General features: G+C 70.0%; 6 protein-coding genes and 1 pseudogene. 1 reads left to right on the top strand and 6 read right to left on the bottom strand.

Annotated features, from left to right (window positions below):
• Positions 1 to 610: 610 nt before the first annotated feature.
• Positions 611 to 1636, top strand: coding sequence for a tryptophan--tRNA ligase (trpS, locus tag ACFY16_RS13530; RefSeq protein ID WP_390647228.1), 1026 nt, complete (start codon positions 611 to 613; stop codon positions 1634 to 1636).
• On the opposite strand, the pseudogene ACFY16_RS13525 reads toward trpS, so the two are convergent.
• The 6 genes and pseudogenes from ACFY16_RS13525 to ACFY16_RS13500 form a co-directional block, all read right to left on the bottom strand.
• A pseudogene (locus tag ACFY16_RS13525) lies at positions 1576 to 1762 on the bottom strand (AraC family transcriptional regulator); the annotation flags it as partial. The gene trpS and the pseudogene ACFY16_RS13525 overlap by 61 nt on opposite strands.
• 168 nt (positions 1763 to 1930) lie before the next feature.
• The gene (proC, locus tag ACFY16_RS13520) at positions 1931 to 2743 is read right to left on the bottom strand and encodes a pyrroline-5-carboxylate reductase (RefSeq protein WP_390647227.1); all 813 of its coding nucleotides are present in this window, start codon (positions 2741 to 2743) and stop codon (positions 1931 to 1933) included.
• 146 nt (positions 2744 to 2889) lie between these two features.
• A complete protein-coding gene (locus tag ACFY16_RS13515) occupies positions 2890 to 3666 on the bottom strand; it encodes an ABC transporter permease (RefSeq protein WP_390647226.1) in 777 nt (258 codons plus the stop codon).
• Entirely contained in the window at positions 3663 to 4511 is an 849-nt protein-coding gene (locus ACFY16_RS13510; RefSeq protein ID WP_390647225.1) for an ABC transporter ATP-binding protein, read from the bottom strand. Before ACFY16_RS13510 ends, ACFY16_RS13515 begins: the two co-directional genes overlap by 4 nt.
• Before the next feature lie 385 nt (positions 4512 to 4896).
• The gene (locus tag ACFY16_RS13505) at positions 4897 to 5673 is read right to left on the bottom strand and encodes a class I SAM-dependent methyltransferase (protein WP_390647224.1); all 777 of its coding nucleotides are present in this window, start codon (positions 5671 to 5673) and stop codon (positions 4897 to 4899) included.
• 73 nt (positions 5674 to 5746) lie between these two features.
• Positions 5747 to 6256, bottom strand: coding sequence for an EamA/RhaT family transporter (locus ACFY16_RS13500; RefSeq protein WP_390647223.1), 510 nt, complete (start codon positions 6254 to 6256; stop codon positions 5747 to 5749).
• Between the last annotated feature and the right edge of the window lie 27 nt (positions 6257 to 6283).

Genomic DNA, 6283 nt, shown 5'->3' with positions numbered 1-6283 from the left:
CCCTTCGGTCTTGCGTTTCCGACTCTATCAGATCTTTCCGATCCGATTTCCTCGGTGCTTTCCAGGTTCCCGCTCTCGCGTTTCCCTTTCCGGCGTTTCCGACTCTATCAGATCCTTTCGGGCCTGACTCCCAGTCAGAGGGGGTTTGTCTTCCCGGCTGTTGGGCCGTTCCGACGAGTGAGACTTTAGCGGATTCCCGGCTCCCGAGCTAATCGGGGGGCCGTGTCCTTTCCGACGCGGATTCCTCATTCCGTAAATACGCATACCAATGAAACGACTGCAGACGCACAGACAGGCCGACTGATCGTCGAGGTTGGTTGGTACTTACGAGGTGGCTGTCCGGGGACCGACCGGAGTCGACGCTCACGTCGGACAACTCGGAGAACATTACGTACCCGATCGAGGTGTGTCAACTCACGTGCCCACCGGTCTCTCGGAGAGTACGGTGGGGGCCATGACTACGCGTACGTGCACCCAGCTGTGGTGGGCCGCCTGACGGCGGCCGCATTCACGTATGCACTCAACGGCCGCCGCTTCGGCGGCCGTTCTTGTTTCTCCCTCCAGAGGGTCGGCCGGCCGGGCGCGGCGGTCTCGATCAGGAGGTGGAGAGATGAAGCGGGTCTTCAGCGGGGTCAAGCCGACCGGGCATCTGACGCTGGGGAACTACCTGGGGGCCATGCGGCAGTGGGCCGCGGTCGACCAGCATCAGGCGGACGCGTTGTTCTGCATCGTCGATCTGCACGCGCTGACCGTCGAGCACGATCCGGCTCGGGTGCGCCGGCTGAGTCGGCAGGCGGCGACGTTGTTGCTGGCGGCGGGGCTGGATCCGGAGCTGTGCACCGTGTTCGTACAGAGTCATGTGGACGAGCACGCGCGGCTGTCGTACGTCCTGGAGTGCGTTGCCACCGACGGTGAGATGCGACGGATGATCCAGTACAAGGAGAAGGCGGCGCGGGAGCGGGAGCGCGGCGGGAGTGTGCGGCTGTCGCTGCTGACGTATCCGGTGCTGATGGCGGCGGACATCCTGGCGTACCGGACCGACGAGGTGCCGGTGGGCGATGACCAGGCGCAGCACGTGGAGCTGGCGCGGGACCTGGCCGTGCGGTTCAACCAGCGGTACGGGCAGGCGTTCGTGGTGCCCCGGGCCACGGTTCCGCGGGTGGCGGCGCGCGTCATGAATCTTCAGGAGCCGACCTCGAAGATGGGGAAGAGCGATGACGTCGGTCCGGGGATCGTCTATCTGCTGGACGAGCCGGACGTGGTGCGGAAGAAGGTCATGCGGGCCGTGACCGACAGCGGGCGGGACGTCGTGTACGACCGTGAGGAGCGGCCGGGCGTGGCGAATCTGCTGGAGATCCTTGCTGCGTGTACGGGTGGGAACCCCGAGGCCTTGGGCGGTGTATATGAGTCGTACGGCGCCTTGAAGAAGGACACCGCGGAGGCCGTGGTCGAGGTTCTCAGGCCCGTACAGGCCAGGCACAAGGAGTTGTGCGCGGATCCTGCGTATGTGGAGGGGGTGCTGCGGGATGGTGCGGAGCGGGCGCGGGCGATGGCCCGGCCGACCGTGGATGCCGCCTATCGCGCGATCGGGCTGCTTCCGCCCGTGTCGGAGACGGTGGTGAACGCGGCTCGGTAGGCGCGTGGGCTGGTGGCGCGGCGCGACGCGCGAGGCGAAGTGCCGGCGCATCGTGACCTCGCTGCCGAAGCCGGCGCGGCGGGCCACCTCGGGCACGGGGAGGTCGGTGCGTTCGCGGAGTTTCTGGTCCGTTCGGCCGGCGTCGTGGTGCGGAGGAGCTCGCGCAGGCGTCGGCGGTGTCGCTGAACGGGGGTGGGTTCGCGCGGGTGGTGACTACGGAGGAGGTCGTGGACGCGGTGAGGTGAGGTGCCGTGCCGCCCCCCGGCAGGGGGCGGCGGGTTACAGCGGGTGGGGTCAGTTGTTGTTGCCGGAGGCCAGTTCGCGGCTGCGGTCGCGGGCGGCTTCGAGGGCGGCGATGAGGGCGGCTCGTACGCCGTGGTTCTCGAGTTCGCGGATGGCGTTGATGGTGGTGCCGGCGGGGGAGGTGACGTTCTCACGGAGCTTGACCGGGTGTTCGCCGCTGTCGCGGAGCATGGTCGCGGCGCCGATCGCGGACTGGACGATCAGGTCGTGGGCCTTGTCGCGGGGCAGGCCGAGAAGGATGCCGGCGTCGGTCATGGCTTCGACCAGGTAGAAGAAGTACGCCGGACCCGAGCCGGAGAGGGCGGTGCAGGCGTCCTGCTGGGTCTCGGGAACACGGAGGGTCTTGCCGACGGCGCCGAAGATCTCCTCCGCGTGGGTGAGGTGAGCGGCGGTGGCGTGGCTGCCGGCGGAGATGACGGACATCGCCTCGTCGACGAGGGCGGGGGTGTTCGTCATGACGCGGACGACCGGGGTGCCGGTCGTGAGGCGGTCCTCGACGAAGGCGGTGGTGATGCCGGCGGCTCCGCTGATGACCAGGCGGTCGGCGGGGACATGGGGGGCGAGTTCGTCGAGGAGGGTGCCCATGTCCTGCGGTTTGACCGTGAGGATCAGGGTGTCGGCGGTCTTGGCGGCCTCGGGGTTGGTGACCGGGGTGACTCCGTAGCGAGTGCGGAGTTCCTCGGCTCGTTCCGGGCGGCGGGCGGTGACCAGGAGGTCGGCCGGGGCCCAGCCGCCGCGGATCATTCCGCTGAGCAGGGCTTCGCCGATCTTGCCGGTGCCGAGGACTGCGACTTTCTGCGTCATGGCTGGGGTGCCCTCCGGGGGGTGCGTCGTCCGGGTTCATCCTCGCACCGCGGGGCGTCGGCTCGGGTGAGGTGTCCGGTGGGCGGACGTCGGCTGTGGGGAGGCCTCCGGAGGTCCTCCGGTGATCACGGGGTGCGCCGTCGGCCTCAGGCGGTGCGGCGGCGCAGGGTGGCTGCTCCCAGGGTCAGGACCAGTAGGGCGCAGCCCGCGACGATCAGTACGTCTCGTACGAAGGTCGCTGTCATGTCCGTGTGCTTCAGGACCTCGTTCATGCCGTCGACCGCGTAGGACATGGGGAGGACGTTGGAGATGGCTTCCAGGACGGGGTGCATGTTGTCGCGGGGGGTGAAAAGGCCGCAGAGGAGGAGTTGGGGGAAGATCACCGCGGGCATGAACTGGACGGCCTGGAACTCCGAGGCCGCGAAGGCCGAGACGAAGAGGCCGAGGGCTGTGCCGAGGAGCGCGTCGAGCAGGGCCACCAGGAGAAGCAGCCAGGGGGAACCGGTGACATCGAGGCCCAGGAACCAGACCGCCAGACCCGTGGCCAGGGCGGACTGGATGATCGCGAGGGCGCCGAAGGCCAGGGCGTAACCCGCGATCAGGTCGGCCTTGCCGAGGGGCATGGCGAGGAGGCGTTCGAGGGTGCCCGAGGTGCGTTCGCGCAGGGTGGCGATGGACGTGACCAGGAACATCGTGATCAGCGGGAAGATCCCGAGGAGGGACGCGCCAATGCTGTCGAAGGTGCGTGGGCTGCCGTCGAAGACGTAGCGGAGCAGGACCAGCATCAGGCAGGGGATCAGGATCAGCAGCGCGATCGTGCGCGGGTCGTGGCGGAGCTGGCGCAGGACGCGGGCCGCGGTGGCCGTGGTGCGGGAGACGTTCAGGGCGCTGGCGGGGGCAGGGTCGGTGGCTGTCGTGGTCATCGGGCTGTCTCCTTCGCGTGGCCGGCCGCTACGGCCTCGTCCACCAGATGCAGGAAGGCCGCCTCGACCGTTGCGGAGCCGGTGCGGGTGCGGAGGGCGTCGGGGCTGTCGTCGGCGAGGATCTCGCCCTCGCGCATGAGGAGGAGGCGGTGGCAGCGCTCGGCCTCGTCCATGACGTGCGAGGAGACGAGGAGGGTCGCGCCGCGGGATGCGGCGATGTGGTGGAAGAGGTTCCACAGGTCTCGGCGCAGGACGGGGTCGAGGCCGACGGTCGGTTCGTCCAGGACCAGGAGTTCGGGGGCGCCCAGAAGGGCCACCGCGAGGGAGACACGGCTGCGCTGGCCGCCGGAGAGGTTGCCGGCGAGGGCGTCGGCGTGACTGGTGAGGTCGACGTCGGCGATGGCTCGGGTGACGTCGGCACGGCGGCGGTCGGCGGCGCTGGGGGTGCCCCCGCGCGAGCGCGTACGAGCGTGGGGGCGGCCGGGGTCGAGGATCGCGGCGAAATAGTCGAGGTTCTGGCGGACCGTCAGGTCGTCGTAGACGGAGGGGGCCTGGGTGACGTAGCCGATGCGGGTGCGCAGGGTGGGGTGGCCGGCCGGGCTGCCCAGGACCTCCAGAGTGCCCGTGACCTTGGCCTGGGTGCCGACGATCGCACGCATGAGGGTCGACTTGCCGCATCCGGAGGGGCCGAGGAGGCCGGTGATCTGGCCGCGCGGGACGGTGAAGTCGAGGCCGCGCAGGACCGTTCGGGGACCGCGGACGACGGAGACGGCTTCGGCGCGGATCGCGGGGCGGGGGGCAGCCCCGACGTCGGCCTCTGGGGCGCCCGGCGAGTAATTCATCATGTGATGAATAATCCTCGGGGGTGAGGGTGTCGTCAAGAGGGTGCGGGACGGCGCCCGGCGGGGCTGACCGTGCTGGTGCCCGAGGCTGTCCAGGCGTATGGCCTTGGGGTGCTCGGCGGTGCTGGCCATGACAGTGCTGGCGCTGGCCATGGCAGTGCTACCCGTGACGGCACTGATCGCGCGCGGGGATCGTGCGCGGGGATCGTCGTACGGGTACTGGGGCATGGGACGTTTCTGCCGCTGCCGAGGCTGTTGGACGCGTTGGGGGGCTGGAGGGGTTGGAGGCGTTGCCGCGGGACCGGGAGCTGCTGCTCGGGCTGGGCGGGCTGCGGCATGTGGACCACGCGTGTGCGGCGGCCCTGGTGGGGTGGGCCGCCGCACGGGGTCAGGGGGCCGGGTTGATGGCAAGCAGCAGGTCGACGTCGTATACCTCTTCGACGATTCCGTCCGGGAAGACCTCGAGAAGGTGGTTGCGCTCCTCGGCGAGGAAGGCGGCGGCCGCCTCCTTGCCCTGGACCAGGAATCCGGAGTGGCTGCCGATGTTGGCGAGGTGGGTGTCGACCGGGACGCGGCGGCTCCAGCGGACCTGGCGGCGGGCGAAGTCGAGGCGGCCGGTGGGGTCGGAGAGGATGGCTCGGGCGCCGCTGCCGTTCTTCTCGACGGCGGAATTGATGTCGAAGTGCCGGTAGATGCGGTCCGACTGGGCGGCGATCCACGGCACGTCGAGGGCGTCGGTGTTCCACCACAGGGTGAGTGCGCCGCCGGGGCGCAGGACGCGCAGGGCCTCCGGGACCGAGTGCGCGGGGTCGGTCCAGTGCCAGGCCTGGGCGTAGGTGAGGAAGTCGGCGGAGGCGGTCGCGAGGGGAAGGGCGTTGCCGTTGCCCCTGACGATCGGGATGCCGGGGTTGGTGCGGCGGAACTGGGCCGCCATGCCGTCACCGGGTTCGACGGCGATCACATCGGCGCCGCGGGCGTGCAGAAGGACGGTCGCGATGCCGGTGCCGGCGCCTATGTCCGCGACGCGGGCGCCGGTGAGGGGGAGGCCGGCGAGTTCCTCGATCGCGTCGAAGAGGGCGGGCGGGTAGGAGGGGCGGTTGGCGGCGTACTGCGCTGCGGCGGCGTTGAAGGAGTGCGCTCGGGTGGTGTGGGAGGAGGCCGTCATACCGCCATGGTGACGGGGGTGAGTGCGGGATACACCTGGTTTGGGGGAGATCTTGCGAGGTGGGGGTCGGCTGTCAGCGGCGGCGCTTCTTCGACGGGTCCCCGGTGCGGCGGGTCGTGCGCTTCTCGTGCCGCTGCCGGGCCGCCTCGTACTCCTCGCGGTGGAGTTTCTCGCCGGGCGCCTCGGTGAGGGAGCGGAAGAAGTAGGCGAGGAGAGAGCCGACGAAGCCGATGGCCAGCAGGCCGCGGAGGGAGGCCTGGCGGTCGGGGTCGGGGCGCTTACGGAAGGTGTCCCAGGTGTGGCCGAAGGCCAGTGCGCTGCAGATCGCGAACATGACGACGACGAGGATCGTGACGAGGCCGCCGATGTCGGCGATCTGCAGGCCCTGGTAGGCGACGCGGAGGACCAGGACGGAGACGACCGCCGCGGCGAACGAGCCGACGGCCACGCCGATGCGGCGGGCCGCGTAGCCGTTGTCGTGGTTCACCCAGGTCGTGCCGAAGAAGCGGAGGGGTTCGGGGCGGGGGGTGGCGCCGCCCGGGGAGCCCGCGGGAGTGGGTGGGGTGTCGGTCTTGTCGCTCACCCTTTGATTATGGCTGGGGGGGGCCGC

It is taken from the genome of Streptomyces sp. NPDC001315, from assembly GCF_042896175.1.
GTDB lineage: Bacteria > Actinomycetota > Actinomycetes > Streptomycetales > Streptomycetaceae > Streptomyces.
This window is presented reverse-complemented; position numbering and strand designations above follow the sequence as displayed.